Source organism: Modestobacter caceresii, from assembly GCF_000761485.1.
Classification (GTDB): domain Bacteria; phylum Actinomycetota; class Actinomycetes; order Mycobacteriales; family Geodermatophilaceae; genus Modestobacter; species Modestobacter caceresii.
This window is the reverse complement of record NZ_JPMX01000021.1, coordinates 61589-81052: the sequence shown is the minus strand read 5'-3', so window position 1 is coordinate 81052 and position 19464 is coordinate 61589. Positions and strand designations below refer to the sequence as shown.

General features: G+C 74.8%; 18 protein-coding genes. 11 read left to right on the top strand and 7 right to left on the bottom strand.

From position 1 onward, the window contains the following. Nucleotides 1–86: 86 nt before the first annotated feature. Entirely contained in the window at nucleotides 87–2486 is a 2400-nt protein-coding gene (locus tag IN07_RS06595; protein WP_036334508.1) for a phosphoketolase family protein, read from the top strand. After that, the gene (locus tag IN07_RS06590) at nucleotides 2483–3565 is read left to right on the top strand and encodes an acetate/propionate family kinase (protein ID WP_036334568.1); all 1083 of its coding nucleotides are present in this window, start codon (nucleotides 2483–2485) and stop codon (nucleotides 3563–3565) included. Before IN07_RS06595 ends, IN07_RS06590 begins: the two co-directional genes overlap by 4 nt. On the opposite strand, the gene mug is transcribed toward IN07_RS06590, so the two are convergent. Next, a complete protein-coding gene (mug, locus tag IN07_RS06585) occupies nucleotides 3555–4058 on the bottom strand; it encodes a G/U mismatch-specific DNA glycosylase (protein WP_036334506.1) in 504 nt (167 codons plus the stop codon). The two genes, IN07_RS06590 and mug, sit on opposite strands and share 11 nt — an antisense overlap. Nucleotides 4059–4185: 127 nt before the next feature. On the opposite strand from mug, the gene IN07_RS06580 reads away from it, so the two are divergent. The 4 genes from IN07_RS06580 to IN07_RS06565 all read left to right on the top strand — a co-directional run bounded on the left by IN07_RS06580 (nucleotide 4186) and on the right by IN07_RS06565 (nucleotide 8600). Next, a complete protein-coding gene (locus tag IN07_RS06580; RefSeq protein WP_036334504.1) occupies nucleotides 4186–5046 on the top strand; it encodes an NAD-dependent epimerase/dehydratase family protein in 861 nt (286 codons plus the stop codon). Beyond that, nucleotides 5043–6485: a glucose-6-phosphate dehydrogenase gene (locus IN07_RS06575; protein WP_064972374.1), complete on the top strand. Its 1443-nt coding sequence runs from the start codon at nucleotides 5043–5045 to the stop codon at nucleotides 6483–6485. The genes IN07_RS06580 and IN07_RS06575 overlap by 4 nt, the downstream gene beginning before the upstream one ends. 190 nt (nucleotides 6486–6675) lie before the next feature. Further along, nucleotides 6676–7815 carry a globin domain-containing protein gene (locus tag IN07_RS06570; protein ID WP_036334503.1) on the top strand — a complete coding sequence of 380 codons (1140 nt, stop codon included), beginning with the start codon at nucleotides 6676–6678 and terminating at the stop codon, nucleotides 7813–7815. After that, complete coding sequence (locus IN07_RS06565) at nucleotides 7812–8600, top strand: DivIVA domain-containing protein (protein WP_052090951.1); 789 nt, start codon at nucleotides 7812–7814, stop codon at nucleotides 8598–8600. Before IN07_RS06570 ends, IN07_RS06565 begins: the two co-directional genes overlap by 4 nt. A gap of 38 nt (nucleotides 8601–8638) precedes the next feature. On the opposite strand, the gene gdhA is transcribed toward IN07_RS06565, so the two are convergent. Then, nucleotides 8639–9988 (bottom strand): NADP-specific glutamate dehydrogenase, encoded by a 1350-nt coding sequence (gene gdhA, locus IN07_RS06560; protein ID WP_036334502.1) that lies wholly within the window; start codon nucleotides 9986–9988, stop codon nucleotides 8639–8641. Between the two features lie 101 nt (nucleotides 9989–10089). Beyond that, nucleotides 10090–10821: an HpcH/HpaI aldolase family protein gene (locus IN07_RS06555; RefSeq protein WP_064972373.1), complete on the bottom strand. Its 732-nt coding sequence runs from the start codon at nucleotides 10819–10821 to the stop codon at nucleotides 10090–10092. Nucleotides 10822–11014: 193 nt separating this feature from the next. Here IN07_RS06555 and IN07_RS06550 point away from each other — a divergent pair, with 193 nt between their 5' ends. Further along, nucleotides 11015–12418, top strand: a complete 1404-nt coding sequence (locus IN07_RS06550) for a short-chain fatty acid transporter (RefSeq protein ID WP_197058376.1) — start codon at nucleotides 11015–11017, stop codon at nucleotides 12416–12418. A gap of 25 nt (nucleotides 12419–12443) precedes the next feature. Here the strand turns inward: IN07_RS06550 and IN07_RS06545 are convergent, their stop codons facing one another. Further along, a complete protein-coding gene (locus tag IN07_RS06545) occupies nucleotides 12444–12668 on the bottom strand; it encodes a hypothetical protein (protein ID WP_036334500.1) in 225 nt (74 codons plus the stop codon). Between the two features lie 121 nt (nucleotides 12669–12789). After that, nucleotides 12790–13245, bottom strand: a complete 456-nt coding sequence (locus tag IN07_RS06540; RefSeq protein ID WP_036334499.1) for an Lrp/AsnC family transcriptional regulator — start codon at nucleotides 13243–13245, stop codon at nucleotides 12790–12792. A 131-nt stretch (nucleotides 13246–13376) separates the two neighbouring features. Here IN07_RS06540 and pdhA point away from each other — a divergent pair, with 131 nt between their 5' ends. The 4 genes from pdhA (at nucleotide 13377) to IN07_RS06520 (ending at nucleotide 17380) form a co-directional block, all read left to right on the top strand. After that, nucleotides 13377–14468, top strand: a complete 1092-nt coding sequence (gene pdhA / locus IN07_RS06535) for a pyruvate dehydrogenase (acetyl-transferring) E1 component subunit alpha (protein ID WP_036334498.1) — start codon at nucleotides 13377–13379, stop codon at nucleotides 14466–14468. After that, nucleotides 14468–15481 (top strand): alpha-ketoacid dehydrogenase subunit beta, encoded by a 1014-nt coding sequence (locus tag IN07_RS06530; protein WP_052090947.1) that lies wholly within the window; start codon nucleotides 14468–14470, stop codon nucleotides 15479–15481. The genes pdhA and IN07_RS06530 overlap by 1 nt, the downstream gene beginning before the upstream one ends. Beyond that, the gene (locus tag IN07_RS06525) at nucleotides 15478–16863 is read left to right on the top strand and encodes a dihydrolipoamide acetyltransferase family protein (RefSeq protein WP_036334497.1); all 1386 of its coding nucleotides are present in this window, start codon (nucleotides 15478–15480) and stop codon (nucleotides 16861–16863) included. Before IN07_RS06530 ends, IN07_RS06525 begins: the two co-directional genes overlap by 4 nt. A gap of 73 nt (nucleotides 16864–16936) precedes the next feature. Then, on the top strand, nucleotides 16937–17380 hold the full coding sequence (locus tag IN07_RS06520; protein WP_197058375.1) for a thioesterase family protein: 444 nt from the start codon (nucleotides 16937–16939) through the stop codon (nucleotides 17378–17380). Nucleotides 17381–17399: 19 nt separating this feature from the next. On the opposite strand, the gene IN07_RS06515 is transcribed toward IN07_RS06520, so the two are convergent. Then, complete coding sequence (locus tag IN07_RS06515; protein WP_197058374.1) at nucleotides 17400–18599, bottom strand: alpha-hydroxy acid oxidase; 1200 nt, start codon at nucleotides 18597–18599, stop codon at nucleotides 17400–17402. Next, complete coding sequence (locus IN07_RS06510; protein ID WP_064972372.1) at nucleotides 18596–19420, bottom strand: ABC transporter ATP-binding protein; 825 nt, start codon at nucleotides 19418–19420, stop codon at nucleotides 18596–18598. The genes IN07_RS06515 and IN07_RS06510 overlap by 4 nt, the downstream gene beginning before the upstream one ends. Nucleotides 19421–19464 lie beyond the last annotated feature (44 nt).

Here is a 19464-nt window from a genome sequence, read left to right as displayed (position 1 = left end):
CCCGTGCGCCCGGCGGCCCGGTCCGCACACGATCGCAACCGGTGCCGGACCCCCGGCGTTCACCCGCGACCGACAGTGTGGAGCCCATGACGGAGCAGGGAACGACGGCGGACTACCCCGACGACGAGCTCGACCTGGACCTGCGGTGGTGGGCCGCGGCCAACTACCTCACCGTCGGCCAGATCTACCTGCGGGACAACGCGCTCCTCCGCCGGCCGCTCGCACACGCCGACGTCAAGCCGCGGCTGCTCGGCCACTGGGGCACCAGCCCCGGGCTGTCGGCGCTGTACGCACAGCTCAACCGGCTGATCCGGCGCACCGGCACCCCGTGTCTCTACGTCGCCGGGCCGGGGCACGGCGGCCCGGCACTGGTCGCCGCCACCTACCTGGAGGGCACCTACAGCGAGGTCTACCCGCAGGTGAGCCGGGATGAGGAGGGGGTGCACCGGCTGTTCCGGCAGTTCTCCACCCCCGGCGGCGTCCCCAGCCACGTGAGCGTGCAGACCCCGGGCAGCATCCACGAGGGCGGTGAGCTCGGCTACGCGCTGGTGCACGCCGCCGGGGCGGCCTTCGACTCCCCTGACCTGATGGTGGCCTGCGTGGTCGGGGACGGCGAGGCGGAGACCGGCCCGCTGTCCGGCTCCTGGAAGATCCCCGCCTTCCTGGACGCCCGCCGGGACGGCGCCGTGCTGCCGGTGCTGCACCTGAACGGCTACAAGATCAACAGCCCGCCGGTGTGGGGCCGATCGTCGGACGAGGAGATCAGCGGCTACCTGACCAGCCAGGGCTGGGCGCCGGTGTTCGTCTCCGGCGACGACCCGCGCGCGGTGTTCCGGGAGCTGGAGGCCGCCGTCCGCACCTCGCACGACCGGATCCGGGAGATCCAGGCCGCCGCCCGCGGCGGGGCCGAGGACGTGCGCCCGGGCTGGCCGGCGATCGTGCTGCGCACGCCGAAGGGCTGGACCGGCCCGGCGCAGGTCGACGGCGTGCAGGTCGAGGGCACCTTCCGCGCCCACCAGGTGCCGCTGTCCGGCGTGCAGACCGACGGCGCGCACCTGGCGCTGCTGGAGGAGTGGCTGCGCTCCTACTCCCCCGAGACGCTCTTCACCGCCGACGGCGCGCTGGTTCCCGAGCTGGCCGCGCTGGCCCCCGCGGGCGGTCTGCGGATGGGGGCGACGCCGTACGCGAACGGCGGGCTGCGGCGCACCCCGCTGGACCTGCCCGCACTGGAGCGCTACGCGGTCGACGTCCCCGCGCCGGGTGCCACCTTCGCCCAGACCACCCACCCGCTCGGTGAGCTGCTGCGCGACGTCTACGCCCGCACGACCACGGAGGACGGCGGCGGGACCTTCCGGCTGTTCTGTCCCGACGAGACGGCCAGCAACCGGCTGCAGTCGGTGTTCGAGGTGACCGACCGCTGCCTGCAGACCGAGGTGCTGCCCACCGACGACCACCTCTCCCCGCACGGGCGGGTCATGGAGGTGCTGTCGGAGCACCTGTGCCAGGGCTGGCTGGAGGGCTACCTGCTGTCCGGCCGGCACGGCGTCTTCGCCACCTACGAGGCCTTCGCCATGGTCAGCGCCTCGATGGTGATCCAGCACGTGAAGTGGCTGCAGCACGCCGCGACGCTGCCCTGGCGGGCACCGGTGTCGTCGCTGACGATCCTGCTGACCAGCACCTGCTGGCGCAACGACCACAACGGGTTCAGCCACCAGGGCCCCGGTCTGCTGGACACGGTGATCCCGCTGTCCCCGCAGGTGGTGCGGGTCTGGCTGCCGCCGGACGCCAACACCCTGCTGTCGGTCGCCGAGCACTGCCTGAAGAGCACCGACCACGTCAACCTGCTGATCGCCGACAAGCAGCCGCACCTGCAGTACCTGACGCTGGAGCAGGCGCACGCCCACGCCGCGGCCGGGGCGTCGGTGTGGGACTGGGCCGGCACCGAGGACGACGGCGAGGCCGAGCCCGACGTGGTGCTCGCCGCCGCCGGCGACGTGCCGACGATGGAGACCCTCGCCGCCGCCGAGCTGCTGCGCGAGTGGGCGCCGGCGATGCGGGTGCGGGTGGTCAACGTGATCGACCTGATGGCGCTGCTCCCGCACGACGACCACCCGCACGGGTTCCCCGAGCAGCGGTTCGACGAGCTGTTCACCCGCGACACCGACGTCGTCTTCGCCTTCCACGGCTACCCGCGCGCGGTGCACCAGCTGCTGCACGGCCGCCCCGACCCGGCCCGCTTCCACGTGCGCGGCTTCGAGGAGCAGGGGACGACGACCACCCCCTTCGACATGGTGGTGCTCAACCGGATGAGCCGGTACCACCTGGTGATCGAGGCGCTGCGCCGCTCGCGGCGGGCGCCGGAGCGGGGCGCGGAGCTGGTCCGGTTCTGCCGCGCGCAGCTCGACCGGCACCACGGGTACGTCCGCGAGCACCTGGAGGACATGCCCGAGGTCCGGGACTGGACGTGGGGGGCGGGGCGCGGGTGACCGACGGAGCCGTCCTCGCCGTCAACCCCGGCTCCCGGTCGCTGAAGGCCGCCGTGCACGACGCCGCCGGGCACCGGCTGCTCGACGTGCACGTCGCGCGGCCGGTCGACGACCCGGGCACCGCGGTCGCCGAGCTGGCCGACCGGGTGGCCGCCGAGGGCATCGAACTCGTCGCGGTCGCCCATCGGGTGGTGCACGGCGGGCCCGAGCACGTCCACCCGGAACTGGTGGACGACGACCTGCTCGCCTCGCTGCGGGCGTTGGCGCCCTTCGCCCCGCTGCACCTGCCCGGTGACGTCGCGGAGATCGCGGCGGCACGGGCGCAGTGGCCCGACCTGCCGCACGTCGCCTGCTTCGACACCGCCTTCCACGCCGACCTGCCCGAGGAGGCCCGGCGGCTGCCGCTGCCGGCCGAGGTCGACGCGCTCGGGGTGCGGCGCTACGGCTTCCACGGGCTCAACCTCGAGCACGTGGTCGACACCGTGCCCGAGCTCGGCCGGGCGGTGATCGCCCACCTGGGCGGCGGCTGCAGCGTCACCGCGGTGGCCGGGGGCCGGTCGGTGGCGACCACGATGAGCTTCTCCCCCACCGGCGGCGTCCTGTCGGCGAGCCGCAGCGGCGACCTGGACCCCGACGCGCTGCTGTTCCTGGCCGACCGCGGCTGGTCGGTCGAGGAGCTGCGCGACCTGGTCGACCACCGCTCGGGGCTGACCGGGATCGCCGGCTCCACCGACGTCCGTGAGATCACCACCCGGGCAGAGGCCGGGGACACCGCCAGCCGGCTGGCCCTCGACGTCCTCAGCCGGTCGGTGGCGGTCGCCGTCGCCGGGTACACCGCGGTGCTCGGCGGCCTGGACACCCTCGTGTTCACCGGCGGCGTCGGCGAGCACTCGGCGACCGTGCGCGCCGCCGTCGCCGACCGGCTGGCCCACCTCGGCGTCGTCCTGGACCCCGCGGCGTCCGCCCCCGGGGAGCTGTCCGCCCCGGGAGCGGCGGTGCGCGCCCTCGTCGTCCCGGCCGACGAGGAGGTCGTGCTCGACCGGCACGCCCGCCGGGTGCTCCGCGAGCTCAGCCGCTGACCTCCGGGGCGTCGCGCAGCTCCCGGTACAGCCGGGCCAGGTCGGGCAGCTGGTGGTGGGCGTTGAGCCCGCTGGGGTTCGGCGCGACCCAGGTGGTCACCCCGCCGACCCGCTCGGGCTGGCGCCCCAGCGTGGCCCGCGGCCGGTCGAAGGCCTGCCGCCAGGCGGTGACCCCGAGGACGGCGAGCACCCGCGGCCGGTACCGGGCCACCAGCGCCTCGAGCGCCTCCGCGCCGGCCCGCAGCTCGGCGGGGTCCAGCTCGGCCGCCGTCCGGGTCGGCCGGTCGACGACGTTGGTCACCCCGAGCCCGTGGCGCAGCAGCTCCGGGCCCTCCGCCGGGGTCAGCCGGCGCGCGGTGAGGCCGGCCAGGTGCAGCGCCGGCCAGAACCGGTTGCCCGGCCGGGCGAAGTGCTGACCGGTCTCCGCCGAGCGCAGCGACGGGTTGATCCCGCAGAACAGCACGTCCAGCCCGGGGGCGATCAGGTCGGGCACCGGTTTCGACCTCCCGCTCGCCGTCATGGCTGCCATGATCCCGCTCCGGTGTGCGGCCGGGCCCGGCACGGGTGAGGCTGTCCCGGGCACATCGCCTGCGAGACCAGTCGACGGACAGAGGAGCACCATGGCGCGGGCAGCGGTCACCGGCAGCAGCGGGAAGCTCGGCCGGGCGGTGGTCACCCACCTGGTCGAGCAGGGCTGGGACGTCCTCGCCCTGGACCGGGTGCCCAGCCCGCGGGCCGACGTGGAGTCCGCGGTCGTCGACCTCACCGACGCCGGCCAGGCGGTCGAGGCGCTGGCCGGCTTCGACGAGCACCGCGCGCCGATCGACGCCCTGGTGCACCTCGCCGCCGTCCCGGCTCCCGGCCTCCTGCCGAACGCGGCCACCTTCGCCAACAACATGACCGCCTCGTACAACGTCTACAGCGCCGCGCTGCGGGCCGGCGTCCGGAAGATCGTGTGGGCCTCCAGCGAGACGGTGCTGGGGCTGCCCTTCGACGAGGCCCCGCCCTACGTCCCGGTCGACGAGGAGTACGCGCCCCGGCCGACGACCACCTACTCGCTGGTCAAGACGCTGGAGGAGGAGCTGGCCCGGCAGCTGTGCCGCTGGCACCCGGACCTGTCGATGACCGGGCTGCGGTTCAGCAACGTCATGTACCCCGAGGACTACGCCGCCTTCCCCGGCTACGACGCCGACCCGGCCCTGCGGCGCTGGAACCTGTGGGGCTACATCGACGCCCGCGACGGCGCCCAGGCGGTGCGCCGCGGCCTGGAGCACCGCGAGCCCGGGGCCGACGTGTTCATCGTGGCCAACGCCGACACGGTCTCCGCCCGGCCGAACGACGAGCTGCTGGACGCGCAGTTCCCCGGCGTCCCGCGCCGCCGGGAGGTCGGCGAGCACGACACGCTGCTGTCGATCGACAAGGCCCGCCGGGTGCTCGGCTTCGCGCCCGAGCACTCCTGGCGGGACTCCGTCGGCCGGTGATCACCCGGCTGCTCCTGCTCGGCGCCACCGGCGACCTGGCCGGCCGCTTCCTGCTGCCCGCCCTCGCCGAGTCGCTCGCGGCGGGCCGGCTGCCGGCGGGGCTGCAGCTGCTGGGCGCCGCCGAGCAGGACTGGGACGACGCCCGGTTCGCCGAGCACGTCGCCGCCCGGCTGCGGGAGCACGCCGGTGACCTGCCGGCGAGCGCCCGGCAGGCGCTGGTGGACGCCGCCCGCTACCGCCGGGTCGACCTGGCCGAGCCGGACACCGTCGCGGCCGCGGTGACCGCGTTCCCCGGGACCGGGCCGGTGGCCGGGTACCTGGCGCTGCCGCCCGTGCTGTTCCCGGCGGCCGTCCGGGCCCTGGGGGCGGCCGGGCTCCCGGCGGGCAGCCGGATCGCGGTGGAGAAGCCGTTCGGCCGGGACCGGCCCGACGCCCAGGCGCTGAACGCGCTGCTGGCGGAGGCGACCGGCGACGTCGAGGAGGCGGCCTTCCGGGTCGACCACTTCCTCGGCATGCCGGCGGTGGCCGCCCTGTTCGAGCTCCGGCAGCCCGGCGGCGTCCTGGCCGGGCGGTGGAGCGCCGAGCACCTCGCCCGGGTCGACGTCGTCTGGGAGGAGACGCTGGACGTCGGCGGCCGGGCCGGCTTCTACGACCGGACCGGCGCGGTGCGCGACGTGCTGCAGAACCACCTGGTCCAGGTGCTGACCGTGCTGGCGATGGAGCTGCCCGCGACGTCGGCCGAGGCCGACCTGCACCGTGTCCGGCTGGAGCTGCTCCGGGCGGTGCGGGTGCCCGAGGTGGGGGCCACCCGCCGGGCGCGCTACACGGCCGGCCCGTCCACCCGGGCCTACGTCGACGAGGACGGCGTCGACCCGGCCCGGTGCACCGAGACCTTCGCCGAGCTGGAGTTCACCGTGGACACGCCCCGGTGGGCCGGCACCCGGTTCGTGCTGCGCACCGGCAAGGCCCTGGCCACCGACCGCAAGCACGTGGTGCTGCACCTCCGGGCGCCGGCGCCCGCGCAGTGCCCGCCGGGGGTCGAGCGGGTCGCCGAGGACCGGCTGCAGGTCCCGCTGGACGGCGCCGAGCAGGCCGGCGCCGGGGTGGCGGTGCACGCACCGGGCGAGCGCATGGCCTACAGCGCGGTGCTCACCGACGTGCTCTCCGGCAGCAGCCGGACCGCGGTCAGCGCCGCGGAGGCGGAGGAGGCCTGGCGGTTCGTGGACCCGGTGCTGCAGGCCTGGGCCGCCGGCGAGCCGCCGCTGCTGGAGCACCCCGCCGGCTCCGCCGGGCCGGGCACGGAGAGACCTCCCGGCGTCGGTGGCCGGCCGGGGTGTCGCGGCTCAACCGACCCACGGCCGGCCCCCCGGAGTGGCACCCGATGGCGGGGTCGACCAGACTGCCTCCGATGTCCGTGTCCTCCCGACTACGCCCGGTGAGGCCGTCGGGAGCACGCCGGGTGCGCCGCGAGGCGCCCGGACGCACAGCAGTGGCCGCAGGACCCGTCCACGGGGGTGGAGCGGAGGTGGGCGAGACGCGCGAGGCACGGCTCGGCCACGGGGCCGAGCCCGGCACCGCTCCCCAGCCGGCCCACTGACCGCAGATCCCGACCAGCGACGAGGAGGGTGCATGGACATCCCCGCGATGCGGGCCAGCTTCAGCAGGGCGGCCGCCCACGGAGACCAGGTCCCGCTGTGGTTCTACTCCCACCTGTTCCTGACCCACCCGGAGACGCGGGACATGTTCCCGGTGTCCATGGCGACCCAGCGCGACCGGCTGTTCGCCGCCCTGGGTGAGGTCATGGCCCGGGTCGACGACCTCGAGGCGCTGGTGCCGATCCTGCAGCAGCTCGGGCGGGACCACCGCAAGTTCGGCGCGCTCGCCGCCCACTACCCCGCGGTCGGGGCCAGCCTGCTGACCACCCTCGAGCACTTCGACGACGACTGGGACGAGGAACTGGCCGCCTCCTGGACCGAGGCCTACGGCCTGATCGCCGAGGTCATGATCGGTGCGGCCGACGAGGCAGCCGAGCAGCCGGCCTGGTGGGAGGCCGAGGTGGTCGCGCACGAGCGGCGCACCCTGGACGTCGCCGTCGTGCACGTGCGCCCGCGGACGCCGCTGGAGTACCTGCCCGGGCAGGCGATCTCGCTGGAGATCGACCAGCGCCCGCGGTTGTGGCGGTGGTACTCCCCCGCCAACGCCCCCCGCCCCGACGGCGTGCTGGAGCTGCACGTCAAGGCCCGCGACGGCGGCCCGGTCAGCTCCGCGCTGGTCCGGCTCACCCAGGTGGGCGACGTGATGCGGCTCGGGCCCCCGGTCGGGCACCTCGGCCTGGACACCGAGTCCGACCGCGACCTGCTGCTGGTCGCCGGCGGTACCGGGCTGGCGCCGCTGAAGGCGGTCGTCGACCAGGTCGCCCGGCACGGACCGCCCCGGCGGGTCGACCTCTTCGTCGGCGCGCGGACCGAGGACGCGTTCTACGACCGGGCCGACCTGCGCCGCCTGGAGCAGGAGCACCCGTGGCTGACCGTGACACCGGCGGTCTCCCAGGAGAAGGGCTCGCCCTCCGAGCACGGGGACATCGGCGACGTCGTCCTCCGGCACGGCCCCTGGAACAGCCGGGACGTGTACATCGCCGGCAACCCGGCCATGATCGAGGACACCGTGACCCGTCTCATCCACTCGGGGGTGCCCATGTCGCGCATCCGCACCGAGGTGTTCGGCCCCAGCCGACCGAGCCCGACTCTCGACGGGAAGGTGACCGAATGACCACCAGCCACTCCGGGTCCGGCTACGAGGCGGGGCCGCCCACGGCCGATGACCTCCGCGCCGTCCACTTCACCCCGGCGAGCATGCTGCACCCCGGCTACACCGACCGCGAGGTCGACGCCTTCGTGACGCGGGCGGCCGACGGGCTCGCCCAGCTCACCGACGAGAACGGCCGGCTCGCGCGGGAGAACGTCCAGCTCGCCGAGGAGAACGCCCAGCTGCGCGCGCACCTGCAGTCGCTGCAGGAGCAGGTGGACGCCGCGGCGTCCCGGCCCTCCCCCAGCGACCAGGCCGTCGGCATCCTCGCCACCGCGCAGCTGACCGCCGACGAGTACGTGGCCGAGGCTGAGGACTTCAGCCGGCAGATGACCAGCGAGGCGCGCGCGCAGTACGAGGAGCAGCTCACCGCGGCGCGGGAGAAGGCCGGCGCGATCATCGAGGCGGCGCAGGAGGCCGTGGCGGCGATGCGGGGCAACGGCCTCCCGATGGGCGACACGCGCCAGCCGGAGTCCGAGGAGCTGCAGGAGCAGGTCGCCTACCTCAAGGCCTTCAGTCAGGCCTGCCGGGTGCAGCTGCGCTCCTACCTCGAGGCGCTGCTCAGCGACGTGGAGACGGAATGGGGACGGGCGCACCCGGGCGCGCTGCCCACGCCGCCGCGCGGGACCCGGCCCCAGCAGCTCGAGCGCGGCCGGTCGGACGTGGCCTTCTCCGCCAACGCGACCGGCGAACCCGGCGGCGACCCCGCGCCCGCCGGGGCCGTCCCGGCGTCCCGCTCCTCCGCCTGAGCCGAGCGGGCCGGAGCTCCGGTCAGGCCAGGGCTCGGTCAGACCAGGCCGTGCGCGTGGACGGCCTCGGCGACCTGCAGGAAGCCGGCCACGTTCGCGCCGAGCACCAGGTCGCCGGGGGCGCCGTACTCCTCGGCCGTCTCGTGGCAGCGGGCGTGGATGGCCCGCATGATCTCCTCCAGCCGCTGCTCGCTGTGCTCGAAGGTCCAGCGGTCCCGGGAGGCGTTCTGCTGCATCTCCAGCGCCGAGGTGGCCACCCCGCCGGCGTTGGCCGCCTTCCCCGGGGCGAACGCCACCTCGCCGCCGCGGAGCTCCCGCACGGCGTCCGGCGTGGTCGGCATGTTGGCGCCCTCGACCACGTAGCGGCACCCGTTGCCGACCAGCGCGCGGGCTGCGTCGGCGTCCAGCTCGTTCTGCGTGGCGCTGGGGATCGCGACGTCGCACGGGACGTCCCAGATGCTGCCGCCCTCGACGAAGCGGGCCGAGGCCACCCGGTCGGCGTAACCACTGATCCGGGCCCGCTCGACCTCCTTGACCTGCTTGAGCACCTCCAGGTCGATGCCCTTCTCGTCGACCACGTAGCCGGCCGAGTCCGAGCAGGCCACCACCGTGCCGCCGAGCTGGTGCACCTTCTCGATCGCGTAGACCGCCACGTTGCCCGAGCCCGAGACGGTCACCCGCTTGCCGTCGAAGGAGTCACCGCGCACCTCCATCATCGCCGCGGCGAAGAAGGCCGCGCCGTAGCCGGTCGCCTCGGTGCGCACCTGTGCGCCGCCCCAGCCCAGCCCCTTGCCGGTGAGCACGCCGGACTCGTACCGGTTGGTGATCCGCTTGTACTGGCCGAACAGGAAGCCGATCTCGCGCCCGCCGACCCCGATGTCCCCGGCCGGGACGTCGGTGTACTCGCCCAGGTGCCGGTACAGCTCGGTCATGAACGACTGGCAGAACCGCATCACCTCGGCGTCCGACCGGCCCTTGGGGTCGAAGTCCGAACCGCCCTTGCCGCCGCCGATCGGCATGCCGGTGAGCGCGTTCTTGAAGATCTGCTCGAAGCCGAGGAACTTCACGATGCCCAGGTTCACCGACGGGTGGAACCGCAACCCGCCCTTGTAGGGGCCCAGCGCCGAGTTGAACTCCACCCGGAAACCACGGTTGATCCACACCTCGCCCCGGTCGTCCTGCCACGGCACCCGGAAGATGACCTGCCGCTCCGGCTCGCAGATCCGCTCGATCGTCTTCATCTCGGTGTACTCGCGGTGCCGGGCCAGCACGACGGCCAGCGAGTCCAGCACCTCGCGGACCGCCTGGTGGAACTCGGTCTCCCCGGGGTTCCGCTGCAGGACGTCCTGGTAGATCTGCTCGACGACCGCCGACACGTCGGTGTCCATGACCTGCTCCTGTCCTCGATGTAGCGTGCACCACACCACTGCCCCAGCGCTGCCGACTCAACCCGCCCCGTCCGGCGGCGGGGTGGCACGCGCCTGGCCGCTCAGGCCCCGCGGGCCGTCCGCAGCTGCTCGGCCAGGGCGGTGGCGAGCGCGGTGGTGTCCATGGCCGCGGTGACGATCGTGGCCCCCTGTGCCGCGTAGGACGCCGCCCCGGCGCCGTCGAACGCGTGCACGCCGACGGGCACGCCGGCGGCCCGGGCCCGCGTGATGACCGAGGAGAGGACCTCCCGCAGCTGCGCCGGGTCGCCGGCCAGCCCCAGGGAGGAGGCCAGGTCGACTGGGCCGACGTAGACCCCGTCGAGGCCGTCGACGGCCAGGACGGCGTCGAGCTCGGCCAGCGCCTGCGCGGTCTCCAGGACGACGAGCACCAGCGGTTCGTCCGCCCCGCCGGACAGCCGCCCGGCCGACCGGTTGCCCTGCGGCGCGTAGCGGCAGGCGGCGACGACCTCCCGCACGTGGTCGGCACCGAGCACGTTCGGGACCAGGACGCCGTGGGCACCCAGGTCCAGCGGCCGGCCCACGTCGGCGAAGTGCGCGCTGCGGGTGCGGACCAGCGGCACCGAGCCGGCCGCGGTCACCGCCGCGGTGACACCGGGCAGCTCCGCCTCGGCGAGCGCGCCGTGCTGCAGGTCCAGCACGACGAAGTCCGCGCCGCTGCGGGCCAGCAGCTCCGCGGTCACCACGCCGGGCAGCTGGCTCCAGATCCCGTGGCACGCCTCCCCGGCCGCCCAGCGGTCCCGGAGCGTCCGGGCCCCACTCAGCCTCGCGCTCACGCGTCCCATCCCGTGTCCCGCTCGGCGACCAGCACCTGCCCAGTCTGCCGCCTCATCCTCGCGCGGGACCGGCCCGGATGCCAGGATCTCTGGACCGCCGCCGTCCTCGGGGCTCCCCGTCGGGCGGCCGGTGCCCTGTCTGCCCGTCCCGGCGTGGCCACCGACCACCCGGCTCCCCCGAGAGCGAGCGCTGATGACCAGGACCCCGAGGACCGAGACCGACCCCGGAGCCAGCTCACCGGGCCGGTCGAGCGGCCTCTCCTCGCTGATGCGGCCGGTCAACGCCGTCGTCGAGCGGTACATCCCCAGCGCGCTGGTCTTCGCCGTCGTGCTGACCCTCGTCGTGGCCCTGCTCGCGCTGCTGCTCACCGACGCCGGCCCGGTCGACGTCCTGGATGGCTGGGGCGATGGGCTGTCGGGGTTGCTGGCCTTCATGACGCAGATCGCGCTGATCCTGCTGCTGGGGCACACCCTGGCCAACACCGGGCCGGTGCGGCGGCTGCTCACCCGGCTGGCCGCCGTGCCCAAGACGGCGCTGCAGGCCTACCTCTACGTCTTCGTCATCGCGGCGCTCGCGTCGCTGATCACCTGGGGACTGGGCCTGGTCGTCGGTGCACTGCTGGCCCGGGAGCTCGCCGTCCAGGGCCGGGAGCGGGGCCTGCGCCTGCACTTCCCGCTGCTGGTGGCCGCCGGCTACTCCGGCTACGTCATCTGGCACATGGGCTACTCGGGCTCCGGCCCGCTCACCGCCGCGACCGAGGACTCCTTCCTCGCCGAGACCCTCGGCGGCACGATCCCGGTCAGCGAGACCACCTTCACCTGGTGGAACATCACCGCCGCCGTGGCCACGATCCTGGTCGTCGGCCTGGCCCTGGCCGCGGTCGCCCCTCGTGGCGATGACCGGGTGGTCGAGCTCCCGGCGAGCGTGCGCGACGCCGACGCGGTGCCGCTGGACGACGAGGTCGTCACCCCGGCCGACCGGGTCGACGCCAGCCGGCTGGTGACCACCCTGGTCGGCGTGGCGCTGGTCGCCTACCTGGTGCACCACTACGTCGACGGCGGCAGCGCCACCCTGGACATCGTCAACTGGACGTTCCTGGCGCTGATCTTCCTGCTGGTCCGTAACCCCTTCGAGCTCATCGCGCTGGTGAAGAACGCCGCCGCCAACGTCGGGGAGATCCTGCTCCAGTTCCCGCTGTACGCCGGGATCATGGGGATCATGTCGACGACCGGCCTGATCGCCGTGTTCTCCGACGCCTTCGTCGGGATCGCCTCGCCGGCCACGTTCGGCCTGCTGGTCTTCCTCGCCGCCGGGGTGGTCAACTTCTTCGTCCCCTCCGGGGGCGGGCAGTTCGCCGTCCAGGGGCCGGTGATGCTCGAGGCCGCGGAGAGCCTGGGGGTCGACCCGGCGATCACGATCATGGCGATCGCCTACGGCGACCAGTGGACCAACATGATCCAGCCGTTCTGGGCGCTCCCGGTGCTGGCCATCGCCGGGCTCAAGATGCGCGACATCCTCGGGTACACGACGGTCACGCTGATCGCCTCGGGCCTGGTCTTCGGTACGGTGACGCTGCTCCTCGGGGTGCTGGCCTGAGGGCACGTCGGCGGCGGCCGGCTGGTCAGCTCCAGGGCGACCGGCCGCGCCGATCCCGGTGGTCGGCGTCCAGCCGGGCCAGCGTGCGCACCCCGCGGCCGACGTCACCGGCCAACTGCGCCACGGCGTCGACCAACCCGTCGATCCAGGTGTCGGTCCTCGGACGGGGGCGCGTGGACTCCGGCCGGGTGCCCCGCCCCAGGGCGCGGAACAGCAGGACGCCGAAGGCCAGGAACAGGAACAGCTCCACCGGTCTCCCCCGTCCAGCAGGTCGGCGCCCCGGGCGAGGTGCCGTGCCTCCACGATGACCCCCCGGGCGCCGGGCTGCCAGCGGCAGGAACGCCACCGACCGCCGGAGGACTGCCAGTCCGTCAGACCCGGGCGCAGGCCAGCGGCGGCGGCTCCTCGAACACCAGCAGCGTGCGCGAGCTCAGCACGCCGGGCATGCCCTGGATCTCGTCGAGCACCAGCCGCCGCAGGTCGGCGTTGTCCCGGGCGCGGACGAGCAGGATGACGTCGAACTCGCCGCCGACCAGACCGATGTGCGCGATGCCCGGCAGAGCGCGCAGCCGCTCCCGGACGTGCCGCCAGTCGGCCTGCCGGGTGTTCAGCGTGACGTAGGCCGAGGTGCCCAGCCCGGCCGCGACCGGGTCGATGTCGACACAGAACCCCCGGATCACCCCGGAGGCCCGCAGCCGCTCGACGCGGGCGTAGGCGTTGGCCCGGGAGATGTGCAGCTTCTCGGCCAGGGCCCGCATGGGCATCCGGCCGTCGGCGGTCAGCTCGTCCAGGATGCGGCGGTCGATGTCGTCCAGGGCACTGGCCACGTGTCTTCTCCTCCGGGTTTTTCACGGTCGGGCGCTGGACATCTGGCTCGATCCGGGGCGGTTCGACGCGACGTCCTCTCGCATCTGGCCAGCTCCTGGCGCGCAGATGACGCCTGATCCACGATCCCACCATGACACGTGACCTGGATCTCCTCCTGCCGTCACCTCACCCGGTCGAGCTGATCGACCCCACCGGCCAGACCGTGGCCGAGGCCGCGCACGAGCTGCCGGACGACGCCGCACTGCTGCGCGCCTTCGCCGGGCTGACCACCGCCCGCCGGATCAACGACCAGGCCGGCGCGCTCGCCCGCCAGGGCCGGCTCGCCGTCTACCCCTCCTCGCACGGTCAGGAGGCGTGCCAGGTGGCCGCCGCCCAGGTGCTCACCGACGACGACTGGCTCTTCCCCACCTACCGGGACACCGCCGCGGTGGTGATCCGGGGCGTCGACGTGGCCGAGGCGTTCCTGCCGCTGCAGGGTGCCTGGCACTCCGGCTACGACCCCCACCGGTACAAGGTCGCGCCCCAGGCGACCCCGCTGGCCACCCAGCTGCTGCACGCGGTCGGCGTCGCGCACGCCGCCCGGCTGCGCGGCGAGCCGACCGTCGCGCTCGCGCTGTGCGGTGACGGCGCGACCAGCGAGGGCGACTTCCACGAGGCGCTGAACTTCGCCGCGGTGTTCCGGGCGCCGGTCGTCTTCCTGGTGCAGAACAACCAGTACGCGATCTCGGTGCCGCTCGCCCGGCAGTCGGTCGCCCCCTCACTGGCGCACAAGGGCATCGGCTACGGGGTGCCCGGCGAGCGGGTGGACGGCAACGACGTCGCGGCCCTGCTCACCGTGCTCGGCACCGCCATGGCGCGGGCCCGGGCCGGGGAGGGCCCGCAGCTCGTCGAGGCGCACACCTACCGGATGCAGCCGCACACCAATGCCGACGACTCCCGGCGCTACCGCCAGGACGACGAGGTGGCCGGCTGGGTGCAGCGCGACCCGCTGACCCGACTGGAGACCTGGCTGCGCCAGCACGACCTGCTCGACGACGCCCAGCTGGCCGCCGTCACCGCCGACGCCGACCAGCTCGCCGCCCGGATGCGCACGGAGCTGGCCCGGGACGCCACCCCGGAGCCGGCCGAGCTGTTCGCGCACGTCTACGCCACCCCGACCCCACAGCTGGTCGAGCAGGCCGCCGTCGTGGCCGACGAGCTGAGCCGAGAGGACGAGCACTGATGACCAGCACTGCGACGACGGGGACCGTCGGGCACGAGAAGCTCACCATGGCGCAGGCGCTGAACCGCGCCCTGCGGGAGTCGATGGCCGAGGACGACTCGGTGGTCGTCTTCGGCGAGGACGTCGGCGCCCTCGGCGGCGTCTTCCGGATCACCGACGGGCTCACCGCCGAGTTCGGCGACACCCGTTGCTTCGACACGCCGCTGGCCGAGTCCGGCATCGTCGGCATGGCCGTCGGGATGGCGATGAACGGCATGCGGCCGGTGGTGGAGATGCAGTTCGACGCCTTCGCCTATCCGGCGTTCGAGCAGATCACCAGCCACGTGGCCAAGATGCGCAACCGCACCCGGAGCAAGGTCTCGCTGCCGATGGTCATCCGGATCCCCTACGCCGGCGGGATCGGCGGGGTCGAGCACCACTGCGACTCCTCCGAGGCCTACTACGCGCACACCCCCGGCCTGCACGTCGTCACCCCGGCCAACGCCGCGGACGCCCACCGCCTGCTGCGCGCGGCCATCGCCTCGCCGGACCCGGTGGTGTTCATGGAGCCCAAGAAGCTCTACTGGACCAAGGAGGAGGTCGACCTCGGCGCCGAGCTGCCCGGCATCGGCCGGGCGATGGTCCGCCGCGAGGGCACCGACGCCACGCTGATCGCCTACGGCCCCTCCGTCCCGGTCGCCCTGGAGGCCGCGGAGGTCGCCGCGCAGGAGGGGCGCAGCCTGCAGGTCGTCGACCTCCGCTCGATCGTGCCGTTCGACGACGAGACGGTCTGCGCCGCGGTCCGCTCCACCGGGCGGGCCGTGGTGGTCGCCGAGGCCCCGGGCTTCGCCAGCGTCGCCTCCGAGATCGTCGCCCGGGTCACCGAGCGCTGCTTCCACTCCCTGGCCGCACCGGTCCGCCGGGCCGTCGGCTTCGACATCCCCTTCCCCTCGCCCAAGCTCGAACACGTCCAGCTGCCCGGGGTCGACCGGGTGCTCGACGCCGTCGACGACCTGCAGTGGGACCTGTCGTGAGCGCGGAGACCTTCCTGCTCCCCGACCTGGGCGAGGGCCTCACCGACGTCGAGGTGGTCCGCTGGCTGGTGGCCGAGGGCGACGTCGTGGCCGTCGACCAGATCGTGGTGGAGGTCGAGACGGCGAAGTCGGTGGTCGACGTCCCCACCCCGTTCGCCGGGCGGGTGGCCACGCTGCACGCCGCCGAGGGCGAGACCGTGCTCACCGGCAAACCGCTGATCACGGTGACCGCGGCGGAGTCGGCGCCCGAGCCGGCCGCCGCGCCGGTCCAGCCCGACGCCGCCGACTCCCCGGAGGCCGAGGCATACCGGGAGGAGGAGCAGGCCGGCTCCGGCAACGTGCTCATCGGCTACGGCACGCCGGCCAGCACCGGCTCGGGACGGCGCCGCCGCCCCCGTCCGTCCGGGCGGCCGGACCCCGCACCCGCCACCGCCGCTCCCGAGCCGGCTCCCGAGCCCGAGCCCGCTCCGGCCGCCGCTGCCGAGGAGGAGCCCGGTGCCCGCCGCGGCGTCCCGCAGGTCGTCTCCCCGCTGGTCCGCCGGCTGGCGCGGGAGAAGGGCGTGGACCTGCACGGGCTGGCCGCCGCCAACGGCGGTGGGGTGATCACCCGGGCCCACGTGGAGCTGGCCGCCGCCGAGCCGGCGGCACCGGACTCCCCCGCAGAGCCCGTCGCGCCCGCCGCGTCCCAGAGCGGCGAGCGTCGGATCCCGCTGAACGGGTTCCGCCGGGCGGTGTCGGCCGCGCTGTCCCGCAGCCGGTCGGAGATCCCCGAGGCGACCGTCTGGGTCGACGTGGACGCCACGCCGCTGGTGGCGCTGCGGGAGAGCACGCGCACCGCGAGCGATCCCGGGCCGGGGCTGCTGGCCTACCTGGCCCGGTTCGTCGTCGCCGGCCTGCGCCAGTACCCGGTGCTCAACTCCCGGCTGGACACCGAGCGCCAGGAGATCGTCGAGCACGACCGGGTCAACCTGGGGCTGGCCGTGCAGAGCGACCGCGGGCTCGTCGTCCCGGCGGTGCTGGGCGCGGAGACGATGACCACCGAGCAGCTCGACCGGGAGATCCGGGCGGTCACCACCCGGGCGCGCGAGGGCCGCGCCAGCGCCGAAGAGCTGAGCGCCGGCACCTTCACGCTGAACAACTACGGCGGGTTCCGGGTCGACGGCAGCGCGGCGATCATCAACCACCCGCAGGTGGCGATCCTCGGCTTCGGCCGCATCCTCGACCGGCCGTGGGTGGTGGACGGCGAGATCGTGGTCCGGAAGATCACCCAGATGTCGTTCGTCTTCGACCACCGGGTGTGCGACGGCGGGACCGCCTCGGGGTTCATCCGGGCGGTGGCCGACGCGATCGAGGACCCGGCGTCGGCCATCCCCCGGCTGTGACCGGCCGGCCGCTGCCCGCCCGCCCGGCGGGGACCCCCGTGGTCCCCGCCGGCCCCGCTGTCTGAGGAGACCCGTGCCCGACGTACCTGCGCTCGACATCCCCGTGGGGGCGACCGCGACGCTGGAGGTCGCCGTCACCCCCGAGCTCACCGTGCACTTCGACGAACTCGGCCCGGTGCACCCGGTCTACGCGACGTACAGCATGGCCAAGCACTTCGAGGAAGCCGGCCGCAAGCTGCTGCTCCAGTACCTCGAACCCGGCTCGGCGGGGATCGGCCGGTCGGTGGCGGTCGAGCACCTGGGGCCCAGCTGGGTCGGCGACACCGTCACGGTGGTGGCCCGCTGCACGGAGGTCTCGGGCAACCGGCTGACCTGCGCGTGCACGGCCACCGACGCCCAGGGCCGGGAGCTCGGCCGCGGGACGACGGTGCAGGTGGTGATGCCCGAGGAGCTGCTGGAGCAGCGGATCGGCCCGGCCGCGCGGGCGCGACGGGACGGGGCAGCCCAGCCCCGCTGAGCTGCCCCCGGGCGCGGGCTCAGCGGCGGCGCAGCACCGAGCGGTCGAGCTGCGCCACGTCGGTGACCCCGAGCAGCTGCAGCGCCCGGCGCAGCTCGGCGGCGAGCAGGTCGACCGCCCGCTCGACCCCGGCCTGGCCACCGACGGCCAGCCCGTACAGCTGCGGCCGGCCCAGCAGCACCGCGCGGGCGCCCAGGGCGAGGGCCTTGGCGACGTCGGTGCCCCGCCGGAAACCGGAGTCGACCAGCACCTCGAGCTCGTCGCCGACGGCGTCCACGACCTCGGTCAGCGCGGTCACCGTCGCCCCGACGTGGTCCAGCTGGCGGCCGCCGTGGTTGGACACCACGACGGCGTCCACCCCGGCCGCCGCGGCCCGCCGGGCGTCGGCCGCGGTCAGCACGCCCTTCACCACGAACGGCCCGCCCCAGGCCTCGACCATCCACTCGATGTCGTCCCAGGTGACGGTCGGGTCGAACTGCCGGCCCACGAACTCCATCACCGCCTGCGGCCCGCCGGCCACGTGCCGCACGTTGGCGAAGGTGACGGCCTCCGAGCGGAGCAGGCCCCACCACCAGTGCGGCCGCCGGGCGCCGTCGGCCAGCGTGCGCAGCCCGAGCTCCGGCGGGATCGTCAGGCCGTTGCGCAGGTCCCGCTCCCGGGCCCCGGGCACCGGGGTGTCCACGGTCAGCACCAGGGCCCGGTAGCCGGCCTCCCGGGCCCGGCTGATCAGCTCCTTGCACAGCCCCCGGTCGCGCCAGACGTAGAGCTGGAACCACTGCGGCGGGCTGCCCGCGGCGGCGATGTCCTCGAGCGACGTCGTGCCCAGGGTGGCCGCGGTGTACGGGATGCCGCGGGCCGCGGCCGCCCGGGCCACGGCCAGCTCGCCGTCCGGGTGGACCATCCGGGTGAACCCGGTCGGGCCCAGCACCAGCGGCAGCGCCGAGCGGGCACCGAGCACCTCGGTGCCGAGCTCCACCTCCCCGACGTCGCAGAGCACCGAGGGCACCAGCTCCAGCTCGTCGAAGGCCGCCCGGTTGCGGCGCATCGTGACCTCGTCCTCGGCCGCGCCGTCGACGTAGTCGAAGACCGCGCGCGGCAGCCGCCGGCGGGCCGTGGCCCGCAGGTCCGCGACCGTGTGGCAGCGGGCCAGCCGGCGCCGGTCGCCGTCCAGCTCCGGCCGCTGCACGCGCAGCAGCGCGACCATCTCCGCCGGGGTCACGTCCGCTCGGTCGCCCGGGTCGCACCGCTCCCAGACCTGGGGACCACCGGGGTCCCACCGGGAGCCTCGGCAGCAGGGGCGGCATCGGCGTCGGCGTCGGCCGCGAAGCCGCCGCCGAGGAAGCCGCCGGACACCCGCGGGTCGGTCGACAGCGCCGCGGGGTCGCCCTCGAGCACCACCCGCCCGCGGTCCATCACCGAGACCCGGTCGGCGACGGCGAAGGCGGCCCGGGCGTTCTGCTCCACGACCACCAGGGTCAGCCCGTCGTCGCGGAGCTGGCCGAGGGCGGAGAAGATCTCCCCCACCAGCCGCGGCGCCAGCCCGACGCTGGGCTCGTCCAGCACCAGGACCCGGGGCTGGGCCATCAGCCCGCGGGCGATCGCCAGCATCTGCTGCTCACCGCCGGACAGCGTCCCGGCCGCCTGCTCCAGCCGCGGCTCCAGCCGCGGGAACAGCGCCATCGCCCGGTCGCGGGCCTCCGCCCGGGCGGACGCCGGCCCCCGCCGCCGGGTGTAGCCACCCAGCACCAGGTTGTCGGCCACGCTCAGCGACGGGAACACCAGCCGGTTCTCCGGCACGTGCGCCAGCCCGGTGCGGGCCAGCTTCTCCGGCCCGTACCCGGTGACGTCGGTGCCGGCCAGGTGCACCGTGCCGGCGGTGACCGGCAGCAGCCCGGACAGCGCCCGCAGCAGGGTCGTCTTGCCCGCACCGTTCGCGCCGATGACGGCGACCAGCTCGCCCTCCCCCGCGCTCAGGTCGATGCCGTGCAGCACCGCCAGCCGGCCGTAGCCGGCGTGCAGTCCACGGACCTCCAGGCTCATGGCCGTCCCTCCCTGGACCCGGCACGGACCGGTCTGCCCACGCT

Bases quoted from the DNA above. Each gene is read 5' to 3' on its own strand.
- IN07_RS06595 (WP_036334508.1), top strand. From the start codon at position 87: ATGACGGAGCAGGGAACGACGGCGGACTACCCCGACGACGAGCTCGAC.
- IN07_RS06580 (WP_036334504.1), top strand. From the start codon at position 4,186: ATGGCGCGGGCAGCGGTCACCGGCAGCAGCGGGAAGCTCGGCCGGGCG.
- IN07_RS06570 (WP_036334503.1), top strand. From the start codon at position 6,676: ATGGACATCCCCGCGATGCGGGCCAGCTTCAGCAGGGCGGCCGCCCAC.
- IN07_RS06565 (WP_052090951.1), top strand. From the start codon at position 7,812: ATGACCACCAGCCACTCCGGGTCCGGCTACGAGGCGGGGCCGCCCACG.
- gdhA (WP_036334502.1), bottom strand. From the start codon at position 9,988: ATGGACACCGACGTGTCGGCGGTCGTCGAGCAGATCTACCAGGACGTC.
- IN07_RS06550 (WP_197058376.1), top strand. From the start codon at position 11,015: ATGACCAGGACCCCGAGGACCGAGACCGACCCCGGAGCCAGCTCACCG.
- pdhA (WP_036334498.1), top strand. From the start codon at position 13,377: ATGACACGTGACCTGGATCTCCTCCTGCCGTCACCTCACCCGGTCGAG.
- IN07_RS06530 (WP_052090947.1), top strand. From the start codon at position 14,468: ATGACCAGCACTGCGACGACGGGGACCGTCGGGCACGAGAAGCTCACC.
- IN07_RS06510 (WP_064972372.1), bottom strand. From the start codon at position 19,420: ATGAGCCTGGAGGTCCGTGGACTGCACGCCGGCTACGGCCGGCTGGCG.